This is a genomic window from Plasticicumulans sp., from assembly GCF_035331805.1.
Lineage (GTDB): Bacteria > Pseudomonadota > Gammaproteobacteria > Competibacterales > Competibacteraceae > Plasticicumulans.
The window spans coordinates 1-2577 of sequence record NZ_DAOLKE010000309.1 but is presented as its reverse complement, the minus strand read 5'-3'; the positions used below and the strand labels follow the sequence as shown (position 1 = coordinate 2577).

The 2577-nt window shown below is 73.8% G+C and carries 2 protein-coding genes; one reads left to right on the top strand and one right to left on the bottom strand.

Translation table 11 applies throughout. The features are described from left to right. Positions 1-944: tRNA epoxyqueuosine(34) reductase QueG (queG, locus tag PKE44_RS15865; RefSeq protein ID WP_324553058.1), on the bottom strand; the 944-nt coding region annotated here is incomplete at its 3' end. Positions 945-1024: 80 nt separating this feature from the next. Here queG and PKE44_RS15860 point away from each other — a divergent pair. After that, on the top strand, positions 1025-2539 hold the full coding sequence (locus PKE44_RS15860) for an NAD(P)H-hydrate dehydratase (RefSeq protein ID WP_324553056.1): 1515 nt from the start codon (positions 1025-1027) through the stop codon (positions 2537-2539). The last annotated feature ends 38 nt before the right edge of the window (positions 2540-2577 follow it).

Here is a 2577-nt window from a genome sequence, read left to right as displayed (position 1 = left end):
CCGAGCCGGCGCAGCGCCATGCCTTCGCTGCGCGCAAGCCAGGTCGCCTCGTCCCAGCCGAACAGCTCGACCACGCCGGCACCATCCAGGCCGTGACGCGGGCGGAAGTCCGGCTCGATGGCCGGCTGCGCGTGGCGGTTCCACGGGCAGAACAGCTGGCAGTCGTCGCAGCCCATGATGCGGTTGCCGAAGGCGCGCCGGAATTCGGTCGGGATCGGGCCGTGATGCTCGATGCTCAGGTACGAAAGACACCGGCGCGCATCGACGACGTAGGGCGCGACGATCGCCTGCGTCGGGCAGACGTCGATGCAGGCCGTGCAGCGTCCGCAGTGCGCGCGCTGCGGGGCATCGACCGGCAGCGGCAGCGCCATGCACAGCTCACCGAGCAGGAACCACGAGCCGTCGCGGGCGAGCAGATTGGAATGCTTGCCGACCCAGCCGAGACCGGCGCGCGCGGCCAGCGGCTTTTCGAGGATCGGCGCCGAATCCGCGAAGGCGCGGTGTACGAACGGTCCGGTCACGGCCTCGATGCGCTGCGCGAGCCGCGCCAGCCGCGGACGCACGATGCGGTGGTAGTCGCGCCCGAGTGCGTAGCGGGCGACGTAGGCGCGCGTGCCGTCGGCGAGCACGGTTCCGGCATCGGCCGCCCCGGCCCCGGGCCAGTAGTCGATGCGCGCCGACAGCACGCGCAAGGTGCCGGGCACGAGTTCGGCCGGCCGCGCCCGCAGCGTGCCGTGACGGGCCATGTAGTCCATGTCGCCGTGAAAACCGGCGGCCAGCCAGTCCATCAGCCGCTGCTCGTCCTCGCCGAGATCGACGCCGCTGATGCCGGTCGCCGTGAAGCCGAGTTCGCGCGCCCAGGTGCGGATGTCTGCCGCGAGCGCCGCCCAGCCGGCCGGCGTCTGCGGCGCTGCGGGTACGGGCGGGGGGGAAGGCTCGGTCACGGACGGGCCTGCGGCTGGCGGCACACGGGGCGGAAGGCTATTGTGCCCGAACCCGAAATACTGCAATGCGGCATGAGGCCATGAAGTTACCCGACGACCGCCTGCCCGAACGTCTCTACAGCGCCGCCTCGGTCCGCGAGATGGACCGTGCCAGCATCCAGGACCACAACCTCCCCGGTTACCTGCTGATGACGCGGGCCGCCGAGGCCTGCGTGCAGGCGCTGTACCAGCACTGGCCGCAGCCTGCGCGCGCCGCGATCATCTGCGGCGGCGGCAACAACGGCGGCGACGGCTACGTGCTCGCGCGCCTGCTCATCGAGCGGGGCGTCGCGGTCGAGGCGCTGTGGCTGCTGCCGCCGGAGCGGCTCAAGGGCGATGCGGCGATGGCGCTGCGCGATGCGGTCGCGGCCGACGTGCCGGTGCGGCCGTTCAGCACCGAGCGGCTGGCGCGCTGCGACCTGATCGTCGATGCGCTGCTCGGCACCGGCCTGGAGCGGCCGGTCGAGGGCGAATTCCTGAGCGCGATCCGCGCCATCAACGCCGCACGCGCCGCCGGTGCCGGCGTGCTGGCGATCGACCTGCCCTCGGGCCTCGCCGCCGATACCGGCTGCGTGCTCGGCGAGGCGGCCGTGATCGCCGATGCAACCGTCAGCTTCATCGGCCTGAAGGCCGGCCTCGTCACCGGTGCCGGTCCGGCGCACGCCGGCACGCTGCACTTCGCCGATCTCGGCGCCCCGGCGGCCGTGATCGCCGCGGCACCGGTCAAGGCGCTGCGCTACAGCGCTGCCGATCGCGGCGCGCTGCTCGGACCGCGCGCACGCACGGCGCACAAGGGCGACTTCGGTCACGTGCTCGTCATCGGCGGCGATGCCGGCATGGGCGGAGCCGTGAAGCTCTGCTCGGAGGCGGCCCTGCGCAGTGGCGCCGGGCTGGTCAGCTGCGCGACCCATCCGGGACACGCCAGCCATCTGCTGTCGGGCCGGCCGGAGATCATGTTCCGGAGCGTGGGCAGTGCCGAGGCGCTCGCGTCGATGCTCGGGCGCGCCAGCGTGCTCGCCGTCGGCCCCGGGCTCGGACGCAGCGAATGGGGGCGTGGCCTCTGGAAGGCGGCGCTCGCCACCGCGCTGCCGCTGGTGCTCGATGCCGACGGCCTGAACCTGCTCGCCGATGCCCCGTCCCGGCGCGATCACTGGGTGCTGACCCCGCATCCGGCCGAAGCCGCGCGCCTGCTCGGCTGCAGCACCGCCGAAGTCCAGTCCAACCGCTTCGCCTCGGCCGAAGCACTCGCCGAGCGCTTCGGCGGCGTCGCGGTGCTCAAGGGCGCCGGCAGCGTCATCGCCTCGGCCCGCCCCGAGGACGGCGTGCCGGTCGTGATCGCTGCCGGCAACCCCGGCATGGCGAGCGGCGGCATGGGCGACGTGCTGACCGGCATCATCGCTGCGCTGCTTGCGCAGGGGCTCACGGCCTTCGACGCGGCGCGCCTCGGCGCCTGGCTGCACGCCAAGGCCGCCGATCTGGCCGTGCAGGCCGGCGGCGAGCGCGGCCTGATCGCCGGCGACCTGTTCATCCCGCTGCGCCGGCTCGTGAATCCGTGAGTGCGGCCGCCCCCCGCGCGCTGCCGCTGGCCGACCCC